This window comes from Caryophanon tenue (assembly GCF_001700315.1).
Taxonomy (GTDB): Bacteria; Bacillota; Bacilli; order Bacillales_A; family Planococcaceae; genus Caryophanon; species Caryophanon tenue.
On the sequence record NZ_MASJ01000039.1, the window covers coordinates 95,269 to 112,656 of the forward strand.

Genomic DNA, 17,388 nt, shown 5'->3' on the forward strand with positions numbered 1-17,388 from the left:
TATCAACAAACAAAGGGAGCGATACTTTATGAACATTCAACACATTCATTTACAAGACGGCGATGGACGCAATTTACGTTATGCATTACGAACAGACAATATTTACGGAAATGACCCATTTATTATTTTGGCTGATGATAAATTTGCACACAATACATTTGCTGACCATCCACATAAAGGCATCCAAACGGTCACATACGTATTAGAAGGGAGTTTAACGCATTACGATAGTGAAACAGGCGGCGGTGGTCGTTTAAGTGAAGGCGATTTTCAAATTATGACGGCAGGTCGTGGCATTATTCACAATGAAAATCCTGACCGTGGTGAGGATGTCCGTGTCCTACAGTTATGGATAAATTTATCTGGCGCCCATAAACAACATGCACCGTATTATGAGGATTTAACGAAGCAGCATATCCCACGCCACCAATTTGATGGCGGCTATATCGATGTGTTAGCTGGAACAATTAACGGTGTCACATCTCCACTTTCGTTATTAACACCTTTTGTCTACGGTAATGTTGTGCTACAACCGGAAGCGACATATACAATTGATATTCCAGCTCATTACAATACGTATGTGTACATGCTTGACGGCGAGGCAACGATTAACGGTGAAACCGTGCGTACGTATGATTTTATTCATATTGCACCAGAAGAAGTTGCGCAACTCTAAATGGTCGCGCAAGCAAATACCCGCTTCGTCTTTTTCAGTGGCGAGCCGATTGGTGAGCCAATTGTTGCACAAGGTCCATTCGTCATGAACACCGTAGAAGAAATTCAACAAGCGTTCCGTGACTACCGCGAAGGAACATTTTTAGGTGGAAAAGCGTACTAAAACGAGCGAATTGCCCCCATCTTTTTTAACATAACTATGTTATAATTAGGTTTCAACATTGCATATAGCTAGAGGTTGTCCGCAAAAAGTATTTTTGCGGGCAGCCTCTTTCGTGTTTTTAGGATAGTTGCGGGAGGGAAACATTGTGGAAACCTATACAAACTTACGTGCTGGTGAAAAAGGCGCGTATTTATCAATCGTTGCCTATATTTTTTTAAGTACGCTAAAACTTATTTTTGGATACGTTGGCGACTCACAAGCATTACGTGCAGATGGTTTAAATAACTTAACCGATATTGTCGCGTCTATTGCTGTATTAATTGGCTTACGTATTTCACAACGTCCGCCAGATGACGACCATCAATATGGGCATTTACGTGCCGAAACAATCGCTTCACTAGTCGCTGCATTTGTTATGATTTATGTAGGGATTGAAGTATTATTAACCGCGGGCAAAAGCATGTTTAGTGCGAATCATAGTCAACCAGATACGTTAACAATTTGGGTGTCGTTGTTTAGTGCTGTTGTGATGTATGCTGTTTATCGCTACAATTTACAACTCGCTGAAAAAATAAAAAGTACCGCTGTGAAAGCTGCTGCTTACGATAACCGTTCGGATGCACTGGTGAGCTTAGCAACTGCACTTGGTATTATCGGTGCGATTATCGGCTTCCATTCAGTTGATACGATTACTGCATTTATTGTCGGTGTCATTATTTTAAAAACAGCGTATGAAATTTTAAAAGAGGCCATTCATTTATTAACAGACGGCTTTGATAGCGATGTGCTCGCTCGCGTAAAAGAAGAAGCAGCACAAATTGCACAAGTACGTGAAGTACGTGAGGTTCGTGGGCGTCAACATGGCAACCTTATGTTACTCGATGTTACTGTTGCGGTAAATCCGAATTTAAGCGTTCGTCGCTCCCATGAGATTACCGAAGAAATCGAACAAAATATTCAAATTATGCACCCAAATGCGCTTGCATTCGTGCATATCGAACCATATGACCCGAAAGAAGTCATTATTTGCGAGGACGACTATCACTTTTAATTGGACGTCTATTTATTGATAAAAACAAAAGGAGCCAGCCGAGTCATCATTTTCGGCTAGCTCCTTTTTTATACGATTCGTGTTATTTCACAATTCCTTATGTAAATGCGTTACTGGACAACGCGGAAACGCTCACACACAACAAGCATATCTTCGCGATACGGCACGTCATATTGCGGTAATAATTGTGAAAAGAAGCGGACATGCCCTTCCCACCAATCTTCATAATCCCCTTCACCTTCCGCAAGCGCAAACTCTTCACTCACTTCGTTAAACGGTACAATTTCCACATGTGTTGTCTGAATAAGTGCTAACACCTCTTCTCGACTATTTAACACAATTGAATAATGCCCTACTTGTGGCAGTGCATCGCCTTCTTTTTCATATAAATCATAAGCAGAGCATGTAGCCGTTTTTGTGCCAGCTACAACAAGTGCCCCTAGTGTATCACCAATCGCGCCTCCTCCTGCAAACTGAAATGTTTCATACAAGATCGATTCTGGATGTTGTTGTAAAAATGCTTGCCAATACGCCTCAATATGTGCGGGTTGATTCATCAAGTACCATACCTTTCTTTATTGAAAATATATTTTGTATGTTCGCATGCTCGTCAATAACGACTGCATGTAGGTGACCGCCATATACACAACCTCCGTCAATGCCGACATATTCGCCACTGTCATGTTGCCATACATGATAATCTTCATTCCCTCGAATGACATTTGTTGGGGTATGACCAAAAAAATTACGCAAGCCAGTTGTATTCGGATACTCATAATGCTTGCGCATCCATAAAAATTGGTCGTTCGATGTTTGTTGCCAATGTGTTGCTTTTGTATTAAAACCTGCATGCGTAAACAATGCACGACCATATACAGTAACATGCGGCATATTGCGAATGAAGGTAAGCTCTTCGTTAAAATAGGTTTTCATATATTTTGCGACCCACGCAGCTTCGTCATAATAACTATCGATTCTAATTTGCGCACGGTCCATAAATGACATTAACGTATCAATGCCACCATTTCGCAAATAACGGTCGCCCAAATTCGATAATGGCGCTTCTACGAATTCTAATAGCATCGCCTCGTGATTCCCTTTTAACACGCATACTTGTTCACTGTATTTTGCGACGAGTAGCATAAGACGCTCAATCACTTGAACCGATGCTTCGCCACGGTCTATATAATCACCAACAAAGATTAGCTTTTGCGTTTCAAGTTGCCAAAATTGCAAAAGAAGTTCTAGCTCTTTATCACAGCCATGAATATCACTGATGCAAAATGCCTGTTGCATCGTCACTCCCCCTTACATATGTTGTTGTGTATTATACACGTATTTATATCGCTTGTGCGTCATGTTTTTTGTAAATTCAAAAAAGATTTGCACCATTTGGCACAAATCTCTTTATTTACTGTGGCGTACGAATAATGAGTACATCACATGTTGCTGAGCGAACAATTGCTTCTGATACAGAGCCCATCAACATACGACGTAAACCTGACTTACCCGTTGCACCACAAATAATTAAATCCGCACGTACCGCTTCGGCAAATTCTTTTGGAATAAAACTACGCGGTGAGGCAATTTCAATGACAGGTCGAATATATAAAAGGCCAAAGTCTTCCGCTTGACGCACAAAACGGTCTACTAAATTTTGTGCCTCTTGCTGTGCCCGCTCGAGCGATGTTTGTTCTAAACTACTGCTAACGGTTGTCATCACATTCGTATCAATGACATGAACAATATGCAACACGGCCCCTTTATTACGCTTCGCAATACCAAGTGCCGTTTCAAATGCATACGCTGCCTCATTCGATGAATCCACAGCCACCACAATACGTTGGTACACCTTTTCCATGTAAACCGCCTCCTCTTTTATTACCTATGCCCGTTATACATAATCAGACAAACTCGTTTCCATAAAAAAAGATGTATGTGGACAATGCAATCCACATACACCTCATGTACTTATCCGAAACGACCTGTAATATAATCTTCTGTACGCGCATCGTTTGGCGTTTGGAAAATAATATCTGTTTCGTCATACTCAATAACTTCACCGTTTAAGAAGAATGCCGTTTTATCTGAAATACGCGCTGCTTGTTGCATGTTGTGCGTTACGATAACAATTGTGTAATCTTCTTTTAATTGTGAAATTAATTCTTCTACTTTTAATGTTGAAATTGGGTCAAGTGCTGACGTTGGCTCATCCATTAAAATAACATCTGGCTTCATCGCAATTGCACGTGCGATACAGACACGTTGTTGCTGACCACCTGAAAGACCAAGTGCCGATGTTTTTAAACGATCTTTTACTTCATCCCAAATCGCCGCGCCACGTAGGCTTTCTTCTACTAATGCGTCTAATACTTTTTTGTTTTTCACACCTTGCATACGTGGACCGTACGCTACGTTATCATAAATACTCATCGGGAATAAGTTTGGCTTTTGGAATACCATCCCTACTCGTGTACGTAATTTAATGACGTCTTGAGATGTGTAAATATTTTCGCCATCTACAACAATTTCACCCGAAACTTTTACGCCATCAATTAAATCATTCATGCGGTTTAACGTACGTAAAAATGTTGACTTCCCACAACCAGACGGACCGATTAATGCTGTTACTTCTTTTTCTTGGATGTTTAAGCATACATCGAATAATGCTTGCTTTTCACCGTAAAATAAATTTAAGTTATTTACGTTGATCTTTGTCGCTTTTGTTGTATGTGCCATTGCCGTTGGTGCTGTGTGTGCATACGTTGTTTCTTCTAAAATCGTTGTCATAACGAAACCCTCCAAGTTATATTAAAAATCTGCTTTATTAAGCTTTTTTGAAATAAATGTTGCTGTCATGTTGATTGCAAAAATCAGCACGATCAACACAATACCTACTGCTGCTGCAAGACCGATGTCTCCAGACTCTTGCGTCACTAAATATGAATGTACTGTCAGCGTACGTGCAGATGAGAAAATACTATCTGGCATCGCTGCTACTGTACCTGCTGTTAAGAAAATGGCTGCTGATTCCCCGACGATACGACCGATTGATAAAATAATTCCTGATAAAATACCTGGCATTGCGCTCGGTAAAATAACTTTATATAACGTTTGAAGCTTTGTTGTACCAAGTGCAAGTGAACCTTCGCGGTATGCGGCTGGCACTGTTTTTAAAGCCTCTTCTGTTGTACGAATAATTACCGGTAATACGATAATTGTTAATGTTAATGATGCTGCGATAATGGACATGCCTAGCTTTAATGTCGCTACGAAGAATACCGCACCGAATAAACCATAAATAATTGATGGAATCCCTGTTAATGATTCTGTAGCAAAGCGAATCATATTTACTAAACGACCTTGCTTTGCATACTCTTGCAAATAAACTGCCGCTAAAATACCAAGTGGCGTTGCGATAATTAATGAAATCGCAATTGTATAAATCGTTGTGACGATCATTGGTAAAATACCCCCGCCACCTGTTGGCGAGTAGTCACCAAAAATAAAATCAAAGCTAATGTAGCCAATACCCTTATAGAAAATGAAGCCGACAATTAGCACTAGAATTCCGACTGAAACTGCTGCTGATGCCCACAGTAAGCCACGTAACAGTGCATCTTTTGTTTGTCTCATGTTATTGACCACCTTTTGCAATTTTCGCTAACACGAAGTTTAAAATTAAAATGAATGAGAATAACACAATACCTGTTGCAAATAACATTTCTTGATGTGTACCTGCTGCGTAACCCATTTCTAACGCGATATTTGTCGTTAATGGACGCACAGAATCTGTTAAGCTTGTTGGAATAATTAATGCGTTCCCTGCGACTAAGATTACTGCCATCGTTTCCCCGATAGCACGCCCTAATCCTAAAACAATCGCCGCTAAAATACCTGATTTTGCTGCTGGTACAATCACTTTAAAAATTGTACCAATTTGTGAAGCACCTAATGCAAGTGAACCTTCACGATATGTTTTCGGTACTGCACGAATCGCTGTTTCACATACTGTAACAATCGTTGGTAACATCATAATCGCTAACACGATAATAACGGCTATTAAACTTTGTCCACGTGCTAGTCCTAAATTGTTTTGTAAAAATGGTACGATGATGGCTAAACCGAATACACCGTATAATACAGATGGAATCCCTGCTAATAATTGAATGGCTGGTGATAAAATACGTGCTACTGATTTTGGTGCAATTTCAGCTAAGAAAATCGCTGTAAATAAACCGATTGGTACACCGATAATTAATGCGCCGACTGTTGCGTATAGTGACGCAACAATCATCGGCCAAATGCCGAACTTATCTTCACTTGGTACCCAATCTGAACCGAAGATAAAGTCAATAAAGCTATAACCACCTGCAACGAATGGCGTTGCTCCTTTATAAAATACAAAGCCTACAATCAGTACTAAACTAAATACAGATAGTAATGCGCAGATTAAAAAGATTTTCGACGAAACTTTCTCCATCGCATATTTGCGCTTATTCGCTTTTGTAATATCTGTCTTTGTTGTGTCCACCGGTGACGTCATGCCTATATCCTCCTAATTAGTCGAGGCGAATTGCCCCTGCAGCTTCGACGATGTCTTGTCCATCACTGCTTAAAATAAAGTCAATAAATTGTTGTCCTTGCTGCGTTAAAGCTTCTTCTGTATGCACGAATAAGAATGGACGTGCTAAAGCGTAAGAATTATTTAAAACGTTATCTGCGATAGGCTCGACACCGTTAATATTAAATGTAGAAATTGTTTCATCGACATATTCAAATGAAATAAAGCCGACTGCATGTTTGTTTGTTGCAACGGTTGTTTTAATGTTACCGTTACCACTCGCAACGATAGCGTTACGAATTAATTGTCCTGATTCATAGCCAACGATTTCTTGGAACGCATCACGTGAACCTGAACCATCTTCACGAGATACAACAACAATCTCCATATCTTTTCCGCCTAACTGCTTCCAGTTTGTCACTTCACCGGTAAAGATTTGTTTCACTTGTTCCATTGTAAGGTCTTTTACAGGATTACTTGGATGCGCTACAACGACAATTCCGTCATAGGCGATAATTGTTTGATCAAGCTGTGCTGCTTCCTCATCCTTCAAATCACGTGACGACATGCCGATGTCTGATACACCGTTTATCGCATTTGTAATGCCGGCTGAAGAACCAATTTGATTCACTTCGATATTGACATCTGTTTGTTCGCTATGTTCAGCTGCTAATTTCTCGGCAAGTGGGCCAACAGATGTAGAACCTGAAATTGCAATTGTCTCGCCACCTGAATTTGTTGCGCTACCTGCTTCTTGTTCGTCACCGCCACATGCTGCTAACAGTAAGCTGCTCAGGATCGCTGCACTTAACCATGTCTTTTTTAGAACCTTCATGTTTCTCCACCGTTTCTTTACAATTTGTCTGTCATTTCTTGAACTTACTTTTATCATAACGTGCTTTTATTAACGCCCTATTCGAGTTTTGTAAACGCAATGTAAATATTATGTTGCAAATTGCAAAGGACCATCTTGAATATTAAGAAAATTCTTATTATGAATTTACAGTAAATTCATAATAACGTCCGACTTTTTACAAACAAGACGATTCTTTTTAATATAAAGAAACTATTGTAAAAAAGGTGTCATAAAATAATATGGAAATTTTTAAAAATTAATAGGATAATAAAGGGTGAATATGGTGTGAAGGAGTGACAAGTTTGATTCAAACGACAAAACAATTTGAAGCCGTTTGTAATTTTCGTGATTTAGGAGGAATCCGCACTGCTGATGGGCGCACGGTCCGACACCGTCAGTTATATCGTAGCGGTGAGATTGGTTATGCGACCATTCACGATAAAATGATGCTCGAAAAACTCGAATTAAAAACCATTTTAGATTATCGCGATTTAGCTGAAACATTCGTCTATCCACCACCTACATTAGATGGTACTGAATTATTGCAAATTAGCGCAACGACGAATGCATCGCTTCATGTGAACCCAAGTGTTGATGATACAACGTGTATCACCGTTGACAATTTTATTGAGGCGTGTGCACAATTACCATTTCATAATCCAGCGTACCGCGCGCTCATGGACCGCATTGTTCATAGAGATGTGCCGCTTCTACAATTTTGCACAGCTGGAAAAGACCGTACTGGCATCGGTGTCGCACTCGTATATTTATTGTTAGGGGTCGATGAAGAGACCATTGTTGCTGATTTTTTACAAACAAACCAAGCCATTGCCGAGAAAAAACCTTTATGGTATACGCATTGGCAACATACTTTATCATCAATCGAGCATGGTGAAACGCTTTTATATGCCAATGAACGCGCATTACGAGAAGCATTTTGTCGTATACGTAAAACATATGGTAACTACGAACGCTATTTTTATGAAGAATTTAATATTTCAACTGACATGCGTACGCATGTGCAACAGTACTATTTAAAATAACTATACATAAAAAAAGCAGCGACAAGGTTTATCCTGTCTCTGCTTTTATAACGTTTAGATTTCACACGTGCTATTGCTTAAACAATCATTTAGCGTGATTCTTTTGGTGGTTGACACACATCACATTTTTGTTGTTTATTTTCTTTGAATTTCTTCCACGTTTTTTGGAAATGCGCACCACATGCACATTCAAAATCTAACTTTTGTGAGAAGCCTTTAAATTCTGTTGATAATAATTTACTGTCTGAGTTTTTTGCGATATATTCTTGAATCGCAGGTAACGTCCACTTTTTACTCATCGTTCTACACCTCCATAAAGATTTTATTATACCATGCTTTCTTCTAAAAAAGTGTTACTGATCTAAAAAAGAGCTTGGGAAAAAAGAAATATCCTTCAGCAACGAAAACTGCTGAAGGATATTTTTGTGTATTTGGTGCTTTTTCTGCTGAAGTCGCCGCTTATGTCCGAACGCAGCAGCACATTTTCATCAAAAATAGGTTTCTGTCCTAGCCTCTATGTTTTTATGTAAATATTTTATTCATTAAGATTGCCTTAGTACGGAAGTCACCAACAATGTACCAGCCACTAAAAATAATTCGTCTTGAAACTGTGTGTAAAATACAGGTGGTTCGTTCATCACGGCAAACATTAACACAATTATTGTAAATAAAAAGCTCACAGCAAAATATTTGCGTCCTTTCATGTTCACCCCTCCTTTTCTCTCCACATGTTACAACGTTGTAGAGAACATTAAGTTGCTAGATGTCGACAAAAAACTGCCTTACAAATACTTAATGTTACTTCATATTTTACACATAATTTCGACACATTTTCATTATAACTGATTTTTCTGAAAAAAGTTGCATAACTTGCTTAAAAAGCGTACTAAAGTACGTAGCACTATTGACATACACTACGTACTTCTAACATAAAGGTGTCAATGTATGAAACGTTTACTTTAGCGATTTTCGTTTATACATGTATAGACTTCCGATAACAATAGCACCTACACCAAACATTACTAGCCACATCATCCTGTTATTTTCCGATGATGTTTCTACTGGTTCTTCGTCGATGATAAGAGCCTGTTCAATCGTTTGTAATGACGTCGCTGTAGTATCCTCCTCTACTTCACTTATCGCAGTAATAAATGGTGTGTCCCCTAATACGATAAACTGTAGTGCCTGTGACGCGGCATCGTGTGAATGCATGTCCGATGTATGATTTGGTGCAAAAAAAGATTGTGCAATATATTGTCCTGTCCAAATCGACGGATCAACACTATTGCCAATAATGCTTGGATGCATCCCTAACGTGTACGGCTTCCCACCAATTGTTAATACATACGCTGTGTCTACTTTGTTAACTGCTTCGACAACACCGGTTGGCCCGGCTGTAAACGCAGCTTGTGCTAGCAATGTTTCCTCACCAAACACTGTCATCGCGTGGGTCGTAATAAATTCGGCAAACTCCGCACGTGTTAAGGTAGCCTGTTTATTAGTAAGCGCTAATTGTCCATCAAAATACAATTGATTTACGTCGGCATACGTCGCATTACCTTCTATTGTTGAGACATAGCCTGCTGCTACAGCTGCTGTTGCAAGCTCATGCTCACTCGTACCATCTAACCGTTGAAATGCCCCATACCATGCAGCAAGCGTCTTCATTGTCAGTGTTGTTGATGGCTTAAATTGCTGGTCATTTTCTACATCACGAATAATACCGAGCGATGTCGCAAACACAATCGCATCCGCCATTTCTGACATCGCAATGTCACGATACATATTATCACGGTTCATGACGTGAGCAGAGGCACTTGATGTGACAAGCATGAAAAATGCAAACCAGACGATTATTTTTTGTTTCATCTCCATCCTCCTACTTTGATACAATTTGTAAATAGCCATTTTGCTGTGTAATATATGGCTGATCGACACCGTCGAGCTGTTGAAGCGTTTCATAAGCAATCGACCACCCAGATAGCTCCACTAATAATTCCTCCGGTAAAAAGAAGCCGTTATAAAATCCTGCTTCAATCACAAACTGCGCTGCATCGCCGGTTTCCTGTTGTAACACTTGTCCAAGAATTAACACATGCGCAAATTCCAATTCATACTCCATATAAATATGGTCGTTTCGGAAATAATACGTAGCGGCGCTTTTGTCATTCAGCCATTGTTCAGGAAGCGTTAACGCCGGTTGCTGTACCCATTGTAAAAGCTCATCGTTAATGACATTCATATCCGCTGTCAAATCAGCAATAATATGCGCTTCTACTTCTGCGGTCCAGTCAATATCTAAATAATTCGCAATTACATCTAATTCAAGACCTGCTGTTTCCGCAAGAAAAGCTTCCCTTGCTTGCAAGTTTTTTTCGATTGCATAAAGTAGCTGTTCATGCCCTTGTAATGATTGTTGTGCCTGCTCTAATGTTTTAAATTCACTATACAAAACATTGAGCTGCTGTAAATATGTCGTAATTTGTTGCTCCATCAGCCACTGATTCCCAAGTAAATCAACAACATCATTTCCTTGCTTCATCATCGTCAGCCATGTGTCTAAGCCTGTTTCCGCATACGCCTGTAATTGCATAATTGCTTGTTGCTGATTGTCGCGGAATACATTTTCAGCTTCTGCGACTTGCGGTGTTAACGCCTCGATATCCGCGCGTGTTTGCGCTAATTCTTCATGCAATGTTGAAATCGTTGTTTCATCATAAACAATCGCTAAAAAATCGGCAAAAGCCCCCGTTAAATGCGCATAGGTCGGCACGGCCATTGCTAGTAATAATGTCGTGATTAGAAGTAGCCGTTTACACATCAGCAATCACATCCCGCGTGGATATATAGCTTGCGAGCACGCTTAAAAACACACCCATTACAAGCTGTACGCTACATACCATGACCAAATCCATCGTGTGTAGCTTCCCCAAATACGGCACGGCCTGGTGAATACCTGCATAAACTGTATAGTAGCTTACGGCAGTCGTCAGCATTGCGATACATGCACCGCTTATTCCAAGTACGACGCCTTCCATTAAAAATTGCATGCGCACAATTTTCGGATTCATCCCAAGCAACAGTTTCACCTTTAGCTCTTGTTGACGTTTATACATGGCTAAATGGCATGTACTATACACCATCATAAAAGCAACGACAAAAAACAGCAGTACAACGAGTACACCGTATAACTCAATCGTCTCTATCCACGACACTAATATTTGTGCCATTTGCTGCGGGTAGACCACTGAGACAATACCGGATGCACCTTCTAAATTTTTTGCAATTACTTGCATCATTTCCGCATCTTTTACCGAGAACTTCACTGCATCAGGTACACGCCCATCTGTAAAGCTCTCCAGTAAATGCGTTCTCCCTTCAAAGAAAAAGGCAAGCGATGCTATCATCTCCGCACCCGTTTCGACGTTTACATCCTTTGTATAGGACTGCTCTGCTAAAATCGCTGCAACCTCTTGAGCCATGCCATCTTCCACATACACTTTCATCGCAACTTGTGACTCCACATAATGCACTGCTTCTGTAATATACGCACGCACAAGCAGTAATTGTCCAATTAGACAGAGCGCAATAAAAAGAAGCGTGACCGAGGCCATGACTGCACCTTTGTTACGCTTTAAGCCGAGCTTCGTATCATGAAACATATATTGCCATTGGTGTTTATTCATCAATATGCCCACCTTCCATCACCGATACGCGAGCACCTGACGTTAGTAATTCCTCTGAATGCGTCACAATGAGCATCGCCATTTGCTCTTCGCGGTGCAATTCGTACAACAACGTCATAATATCTTGTGCTGTTTCACGGTCTAAATTACCGGTCGGTTCGTCTGCAAGCAAGAGTTTTGGCTTATTCAGCAACGCGCGTACAATTGCTACACGCTGTTGCTGACCACCTGACAATTTATTCGGAAACTGATGAACTTTATCAGCTAAACCGACACGCGTTAAAAGACGCATCGCTTCCGCTTCGATTTCTTCTAGCGGACGCCCAAGTGCTTTTCCGGCTATTAAAACATTTTCAAGTACCGTATGTTGTGAAATTAATTCGTAACTTTGAAAAATAATGCCCATTTTTCGGCGCAATTCGAATTTTTGTAGCGCATCAATTGCTGTACCATCGATCAAAATTGTGCCATGTTCACGTTCTGACTCACGATATAAAAGCTTTAAAAATGTGCTTTTCCCTGAGCCAGAGCGTCCACGTAAAAAAGCAAACTCCCCATGCGAAAGTGTATAATTCACACCATTTAACACGGGTACACCGTCAAAGCTTTTTGTTACATCGTGCATCTGAATCATGTTATAAAACTCCTTCTTTTAACCAAGGTAAGAAGCCGCGTAAAAAGCGCTCCGTTGCTGGCATAAAATACGAACCGTAATGATAATCTGGGTCGAGTGTTGTATTAATCCATGTGCCACTTGTGTTCACTTTATCAATATAGAGCACCGAGCCGCCGTCAACCGTTGATACTAACGTTTCACAGCCATCTGTTGGCCAATATACGCCGTGCTGATGCCACGTTGCATCATCAAGTGTTAAATAATTGGTAAATAAATCATGGGTTTCGCCCGGCAAACGCAGACCTGAATCTGCACCTGTTTCTAACCACCACCAAAAGTTGGTCGGACGGAACTCCCAATTTTGTTCTGGTAACCAATCACGATGTTGTGGGCCAAACGTTACGACTGTTTTTCCACTGTTGGCAAAGGCATAAATTTTGTCGACATTTTGTTCCAATAAACCTAAATGAGACTGTGATGGGATAATCAAAACATCCATATCGTCAAGCGATGCTTCAGCGAAATGACGCGCAGGAATACACACATCAATATATTGGCCAAACTCCGATGTTTTATATGTACGGCTATGATGTGAACTACCGCTATAAAATACTGCAATTTTACGCATTTATTTTCGCTCCTTTTAAACGTGCCCATTCTTCGTCAACCCATGCTTCCATACGCGCAGGAATGACGTCCGTTGTTTTGGTCGGTTGGTTTTTCATCCCTAAGCCAATGCGGAATAAATTCCCACCTGCATGCATAAAAATCGTACCATTTGTAGACGTACGATCAATGTACGTAACCGTTTCACCATCTGGTAATGTCAGCAGTACTTCCGCGTGTGCTGGTGCTTCGTGATGGCCACGAGCAAAGAAACCTTTTACACCTTTATTCGTTGTCATATCATCTTCTAACACCCCGTCAAAAATCGGATGGTCACTTGCAATTGAAATATTGTAGTCACCGTGCCAGCGAATTTCTTTCGGTATAAACATACTTTGCCCCTCTAGCCACGGTGTAACTAAATTCCCAAAAAACGCGACAATTTTGCCCGCTGCTAAAAACGCATCAATCACCGCCTTTTGCTCCAACAAATAATCTTGGTCGACAAAATTTAACACAATCATACATGTATATGGTGTTAAATCTGTACGCTCTAAGTCATACATATCAATGATGTCAAATCGCTCATTCGCCTCTTCATCTGAAAAAATATTACGTGGGTGAATTACAATATACTCTGCTGTCATTCGTGTGCTCCTTCAAGTGTTAATAGCGCATGAATGAGCGCTTTTGTAAATGGATGTGTCGGGTTGTTGATGACATCGTCGGTCATACCTTCGTCAACAATTTCCCCTTCATGTAAAACGATAATACGATCGCAAAACCCTTTTGTCAGCGCAATATCATGCGTAACAAACACATATGAAATGCCGTACTGCTCATTCATTGATTTTAGTAGCGCAATCAATTCTAAACGCAGTGACGTATCGAGCATCGATGTTGGCTCATCCGCAATAATCAGCTTCGGCTTACACACAAAGGCGCGCGCAACACCGACACGCTGACGCTCCCCACCGGATAATTCATGTGGGTAACGCTCTAAATATTTATCTGGGTCAAGAGACACAACTTGTAGTGCCTCTCGTACAATATTGAGACGCTTTTGTTTATCACGTTCAATTTGCTGAATGATGAGTGGTTCTTCGACAAGCTCTCGAATTTTCATACGGGGCGATAGTGATTCATACGGGTCTTGAAAAATCATCGCAATGTGTTTGGAAAACGCGCGGCGCTCTCGTCCCGACATTTTTGTTAAATCATGCCCGTCAAAACGAATCGTGCCTTTATTCGGCATTTCAAGTCCTGCTAAAATTTTGCCAATCGTGCTTTTCCCAGCGCCTGACGCACCAATTAAACCAACGATTTCACGTTGCTCCATTGTAAACGATACATCTTTTAAAACGGCGACTTTATCGCTTTTCGAGTGACCGTAAATTTTCATTAAATGTTCAATCTCAATGAACGACATCGCGCACTTCCTCCTTGCGTGGTTGTAATAATGGAATGGCATCAATTAAACGGCGTGTGTACGGATGGGTAGAGGTTTTCGCTAATGCTTTCGAAGGTCCCTCATCGACAATATGTCCGTATTTCATAATAATTAAGCGATCTGTAATGGATAGCACAGCCGGTAAATCATGTGAAATGAAAATCATCGATAAATTCAATTCTCGTTGCAATTTGCGTAGCAGTTGAATAATTTCAACTTGTACCATCACATCTAAGCCAGTTGTCGGCTCATCCGCAATGACAAAGCGCGGCTTATTAATCAGTGCCATCGCAATAATGACACGCTGACGCATACCACCAGATAATTCATGTGAAAATGCATAACGCCATTTCGGCTCTAGTCCTACTTGAATTAATGCTTCATCAATACGCTCATCAATTTCCTTTGTCGATAATGTTTGGTGTGCAAGTAGTGCCTCCTTTAACTGCTTCTCCACTGAGACAACCGGATTTAAAGCATTCATCGCTGCTTGTGCAATATAACCGATTTGCTGACCGCGTACTTCGCGAATTTCTTCGTCACTAAATAGCTGTAAATCGCGTCCTTCAAAATAAATCGCGCCATGCGGTACATGTGCAGGTGAACGAAGTTGCTGGATAATTGCTGATGCCACCGTTGTTTTTCCACTACCGGACTCCCCAACGATACCGAGCACTTCCCCTTGTTTCACATCAAAGCGCACATCTGATACAACGGTTGTAAATTTGCCATTTTTCGGATATTTTACCGATAAATCACGTACTGCTAATGCGATGTTTTGTGCAACAAGCTCTTCATTTACTGTAATCTGTTGCTTCACACGCTTTTGTGCTGCTGTATATGCACTTAAACGCGGGTTCACTTTTTCCTCTAAGTAATAACCCATAAATGAGAAGGCTAATACAACAAGAACAATACAAATCCCTGGAGGAATAATCCACCATATCCACGCATCTGTTAAGAAACCGCTTCGGCTATTGGCATAGTATAAAATACTGCCCCAACTTTTCATCGTCGGATCACCCATTCCTAAAAAGCTTAGTGATGACTCCATTAAAATCGACGCATTCACTGCACCAACAAATTGGGGAATAAACAATGGAAAGACACCAGGTAAAATATGTTTCTTGAAAATATAAAAATCGCTTGCACCCATTGTTTTTGCCGCAAGCACAGGACCTGCTGACTTAATCGATAATGTTTGCGCACGAATTTGACGTGCCTTGCCTGCCCACATCACGAGCGTAATGACGAAAATTTGTGTAAATACGCCTGGTCCCATATATACCGCGACAACAATCATTAACGGTAAATAGGGAAGCGTTAATACAACATCAATAATACGCATCATCAACTGTTCAAAACGACCACCGATATAACCAGATAACACGCCGACAATCCCACCAATAAGTGTCGCTAAAATTGCCGTCATAATTCCGATAAATAACGATGTGCGTGCCCCAACCGCCAATTCGGCTAAAATATCTTGTCCCATATCATTTGTGCCGAGCCAATGAGACGCGCTCGGTGGCTGAAATGATGCTCCTGCTTGTTTATACGCATCATAAGGGATGAATAATGGACCAAATATTGCAAATAATGCGACGATACTGAACATCACGACACCCGTTAAACCAATAAACTTCGTTGATTTACGCATTTATTGTCCCCCCTTATGTACCGCAGATGATTTTGCGCGCGGGTCGATAAGCGGATATGTAAGATCTGCAAAAATATTCGCTGCAATGACACCAAATGTAATCATTAAAAAGACACCTTGCATCATTGGGAAATCTCGTGCCACGACGCTTTCATATAAAAGCCGTCCAATGCCCGGATATGAAAATACCGTTTCTACAACAACGGAGCCACCAATTAATGTACCGAGTGACATTGTAAATTGTGTATAAATGGGTAGTAATGCGTTACGTAAACCATGGTTGAAAATTAATGTTTTCTTCGTCACACCTTTCGCTTCCGCCATCGTCATATAATCTTGCCCTAATGACTCTAACATTGACGAACGTGTCAGCAAGTAATTGGAGCCTACTGTCGCAATACTCAATGTCGCAATCGGTAATACTAAATGCCAAGCGACATCCTTTATGAAGCCCCATGTTGTGCCGTCTTGTACAATTGACACTGCACCGTATGTTGGGAACCAGCCGAGCTGTACAGCAAAAATCGCAATGAATAACATCCCTATCCAGAAACCTGGCACAGCTTGGAATGTCAGCATCATCGTTAAAAATCCGATATCTCGTTTACGTCCTCGATTCCATGCCGAATAGGCACCGATGATGACACCAATAACGGCACTCAGTAATAATGCCGGTAAAATCAATGTTACAGTCCATAATAATTTATCTGCAATGACCTCAGTTACTGGCTGCGCATATTTAATGGATGTGCCGAAATCCCATGTAAAAATCCCTTTTAAATACTGGATATATTGTTCCCATAACGTCCCACCTAAACCAACTGAGTCGAGCACTTCCTGCTTTTGTGCACCCGTTAACTCTTTAATCGTTGATTCATCGAAAAAATATAATAATGGGTCGCCCGGTGCTAAACGAGGCAATCCGAAATTAATCGAGATTGCCACGAAAAGCACGAGCGTGTATTGGAACAGTTTTTTTCCGAAGTACGAAAAACGTCTGTTCATCTACATTGCCACC

The 17,388-nt window shown here is 40.7% G+C and carries 22 protein-coding genes; 4 read left to right on the forward strand and 18 right to left on the reverse strand.

Features of this window, described 5'->3' with window-relative positions:
- The first annotated feature begins 28 nt into the window (after window positions 1-28).
- From A6M13_RS13610 to A6M13_RS13615, 3 genes are all read left to right on the forward strand, one after another.
- A complete protein-coding gene (locus A6M13_RS13610; RefSeq protein ID WP_245669330.1) occupies window positions 29-676 on the forward strand; it encodes a pirin family protein in 648 nt (215 codons plus the stop codon).
- On the forward strand, window positions 677-838 hold the full coding sequence (locus tag A6M13_RS16565; protein WP_245669332.1) for a pirin-like C-terminal cupin domain-containing protein: 162 nt from the start codon (window positions 677-679) through the stop codon (window positions 836-838).
- 145 nt (window positions 839-983) lie between these two features.
- Entirely contained in the window at window positions 984-1,889 is a 906-nt protein-coding gene (locus A6M13_RS13615) for a cation diffusion facilitator family transporter (protein ID WP_066547507.1), read from the forward strand.
- Window positions 1,890-1,999: 110 nt separating this feature from the next.
- On the opposite strand, the gene A6M13_RS13620 is transcribed toward A6M13_RS13615, so the two are convergent.
- From A6M13_RS13620 to A6M13_RS13650, 7 genes are all read right to left on the reverse strand, one after another.
- Window positions 2,000-2,446 carry an ASCH domain-containing protein gene (locus tag A6M13_RS13620; RefSeq protein WP_066547514.1) on the reverse strand — a complete coding sequence of 149 codons (447 nt, stop codon included), beginning with the start codon at window positions 2,444-2,446 and terminating at the stop codon, window positions 2,000-2,002.
- Window positions 2,424-3,185 carry a metallophosphoesterase family protein gene (locus tag A6M13_RS13625; protein WP_066547517.1) on the reverse strand — a complete coding sequence of 254 codons (762 nt, stop codon included), beginning with the start codon at window positions 3,183-3,185 and terminating at the stop codon, window positions 2,424-2,426. The genes A6M13_RS13620 and A6M13_RS13625 overlap by 23 nt, the downstream gene beginning before the upstream one ends.
- Before the next feature lie 115 nt (window positions 3,186-3,300).
- On the reverse strand, window positions 3,301-3,750 hold the full coding sequence (locus tag A6M13_RS13630; RefSeq protein WP_066547521.1) for a universal stress protein: 450 nt from the start codon (window positions 3,748-3,750) through the stop codon (window positions 3,301-3,303).
- Between the two features lie 110 nt (window positions 3,751-3,860).
- Window positions 3,861-4,628, reverse strand: coding sequence for a phosphate ABC transporter ATP-binding protein PstB (pstB, locus tag A6M13_RS13635; protein ID WP_245669345.1), 768 nt, complete (start codon window positions 4,626-4,628; stop codon window positions 3,861-3,863).
- Between the two features lie 72 nt (window positions 4,629-4,700).
- Window positions 4,701-5,525, reverse strand: a complete 825-nt coding sequence (pstA, locus tag A6M13_RS13640; RefSeq protein ID WP_066547527.1) for a phosphate ABC transporter permease PstA — start codon at window positions 5,523-5,525, stop codon at window positions 4,701-4,703.
- A gap of 1 nt (window position 5,526) precedes the next feature.
- Window positions 5,527-6,435: a phosphate ABC transporter permease subunit PstC gene (gene pstC / locus A6M13_RS13645; RefSeq protein ID WP_066547530.1), complete on the reverse strand. Its 909-nt coding sequence runs from the start codon at window positions 6,433-6,435 to the stop codon at window positions 5,527-5,529.
- Window positions 6,436-6,451: 16 nt separating this feature from the next.
- Window positions 6,452-7,288, reverse strand: a complete 837-nt coding sequence (locus tag A6M13_RS13650; protein WP_066547533.1) for a phosphate ABC transporter substrate-binding protein — start codon at window positions 7,286-7,288, stop codon at window positions 6,452-6,454.
- Between the two features lie 323 nt (window positions 7,289-7,611).
- On the opposite strand from A6M13_RS13650, the gene A6M13_RS13655 reads away from it, so the two are divergent.
- Window positions 7,612-8,352 (forward strand): tyrosine-protein phosphatase, encoded by a 741-nt coding sequence (locus tag A6M13_RS13655; protein WP_066547536.1) that lies wholly within the window; start codon window positions 7,612-7,614, stop codon window positions 8,350-8,352.
- 89 nt (window positions 8,353-8,441) lie between these two features.
- On the opposite strand, the gene A6M13_RS13660 is transcribed toward A6M13_RS13655, so the two are convergent.
- From A6M13_RS13660 to A6M13_RS13705, 11 genes are all read right to left on the reverse strand, one after another.
- Entirely contained in the window at window positions 8,442-8,651 is a 210-nt protein-coding gene (locus A6M13_RS13660) for a hypothetical protein (protein WP_066547539.1), read from the reverse strand.
- A 243-nt stretch (window positions 8,652-8,894) separates the two neighbouring features.
- The gene (locus A6M13_RS16375) at window positions 8,895-9,056 is read right to left on the reverse strand and encodes a hypothetical protein (protein ID WP_169817454.1); all 162 of its coding nucleotides are present in this window, start codon (window positions 9,054-9,056) and stop codon (window positions 8,895-8,897) included.
- Between the two features lie 250 nt (window positions 9,057-9,306).
- The gene (locus A6M13_RS13665) at window positions 9,307-10,221 is read right to left on the reverse strand and encodes a hypothetical protein (RefSeq protein ID WP_066547542.1); all 915 of its coding nucleotides are present in this window, start codon (window positions 10,219-10,221) and stop codon (window positions 9,307-9,309) included.
- Window positions 10,222-10,231: 10 nt separating this feature from the next.
- Entirely contained in the window at window positions 10,232-11,173 is a 942-nt protein-coding gene (locus A6M13_RS13670) for a hypothetical protein (protein ID WP_066547545.1), read from the reverse strand.
- Entirely contained in the window at window positions 11,166-12,038 is an 873-nt protein-coding gene (locus A6M13_RS13675; RefSeq protein WP_066547547.1) for a cell division protein FtsX, read from the reverse strand. The genes A6M13_RS13670 and A6M13_RS13675 overlap by 8 nt, the downstream gene beginning before the upstream one ends.
- A complete protein-coding gene (locus A6M13_RS13680) occupies window positions 12,031-12,672 on the reverse strand; it encodes a cell division ATP-binding protein FtsE (RefSeq protein ID WP_066547549.1) in 642 nt (213 codons plus the stop codon). Before A6M13_RS13680 ends, A6M13_RS13675 begins: the two co-directional genes overlap by 8 nt.
- Before the next feature lies 1 nt (window position 12,673).
- Window positions 12,674-13,282, reverse strand: coding sequence for a hypothetical protein (locus A6M13_RS13685; protein WP_066547551.1), 609 nt, complete (start codon window positions 13,280-13,282; stop codon window positions 12,674-12,676).
- The gene (locus A6M13_RS13690; protein WP_066547555.1) at window positions 13,275-13,907 is read right to left on the reverse strand and encodes a hypothetical protein; all 633 of its coding nucleotides are present in this window, start codon (window positions 13,905-13,907) and stop codon (window positions 13,275-13,277) included. The genes A6M13_RS13685 and A6M13_RS13690 overlap by 8 nt, the downstream gene beginning before the upstream one ends.
- Window positions 13,904-14,689, reverse strand: a complete 786-nt coding sequence (locus tag A6M13_RS13695; RefSeq protein WP_066547558.1) for an ABC transporter ATP-binding protein — start codon at window positions 14,687-14,689, stop codon at window positions 13,904-13,906. Before A6M13_RS13695 ends, A6M13_RS13690 begins: the two co-directional genes overlap by 4 nt.
- A complete protein-coding gene (locus A6M13_RS13700; RefSeq protein WP_211270320.1) occupies window positions 14,676-16,370 on the reverse strand; it encodes a dipeptide/oligopeptide/nickel ABC transporter permease/ATP-binding protein in 1,695 nt (564 codons plus the stop codon). Before A6M13_RS13700 ends, A6M13_RS13695 begins: the two co-directional genes overlap by 14 nt.
- Window positions 16,371-17,375: an ABC transporter permease gene (locus tag A6M13_RS13705; protein WP_066547566.1), complete on the reverse strand. Its 1,005-nt coding sequence runs from the start codon at window positions 17,373-17,375 to the stop codon at window positions 16,371-16,373.
- Window positions 17,376-17,388 lie beyond the last annotated feature (13 nt).